We start from the raw sequence: 1,004 nt of genomic DNA, 5'->3' as shown, positions 1-1,004 counted from the left end.
CGAGCCCGATATCGTCGATCATCTGGAAACGCTGCCGGACAAGGGTATCGACGCCGTGGTCGTCTGCCCGGTGGGTTTCGCAACGCCTACTACAACCCCGGCATGAACGAGATCGTCTTCCCCGCCGCGATCCTGCAACCGCCCTTCTTCGATATGAACGCCGACGATGCCGCGAACTACGGCGGAATCGGCGCCGTGATCGGACACGAAATCGGCCACGGGTTCGACGACCAGGGCGCCAAATACGACGGCGACGGCAATATGGTCGATTGGTGGAGCGACGCCGACCGCACCGAGTTCGGTAAACGCACCCGCACGCTGATCGACCAGTACGACCGGCTCTCCCCCGCCGACCTCCCCGACGAGCACACCGTGAACGGGGAGTTCACCATCGGCGAGAACATCGGCGATCTCGGCGGCCTGTCGATCGCGGTAGCGGCCTACAAGATCTCCCTGGACGGGCACGAGCCCCCCGTGCTCGACGGTCTCACCGGCCTGCAGCGGGTGTTCTTCGGCTGGGCCCAGGTCTGGCGCAGCAAAGTGCGCCCAGAGGAGGCCGTCCGGCGCCTCGCCGTGGACCCGCATTCACCCCCGGAATTCCGGTGCAACGCGGTGGTCCGCAATATCGACGCCTTCCACGAGGCCTTCGAACTCACCCCCGCCGACTCCCTCTACCTGGCACCCGAGGAGCGGGTCCGCATCTGGTGAGGGTGGGCTTGTTTGGGAAGGTGGGGTGGCATCACTCGTCAGGCGGGAGGCGATCTGCCAGGCGGCGGACAAGTGGCCTGCTCGCCGAGGTGGGGAGGTGAGCTTGCTCGCTGAGGTGGGAGGAGACCTACCAGGCCGGCGGACAAGTGGCCCTGCTCGCCGAGGTGGGGGTGACCCTGCCCGCGTAGGTGGGGAGGTGGCCTTGCCCACGCGAAGTGAGGGGTGGCCTAATTCGCCGAGGTGAGTAGGTGGCCTTGCTCGCGGAGGTGAGTAGGTGGCCTTGCTCGCGGAGGTGA

1 protein-coding gene is annotated in these 1,004 nt (G+C 66.6%); it reads left to right on the top strand.

Annotated features, from left to right (window positions below):
• Positions 1–708: M13-type metalloendopeptidase (locus ACWDU1_RS32565; protein ID WP_450004255.1), on the top strand; the 708-nt coding region annotated here is incomplete at its 5' end.
• Positions 709–1,004: the final 296 nt, after the last annotated feature.

It is taken from the genome of Nocardia sp. NPDC003345 (assembly GCF_053589395.1).
This window is presented reverse-complemented; position numbering and strand designations above follow the sequence as displayed.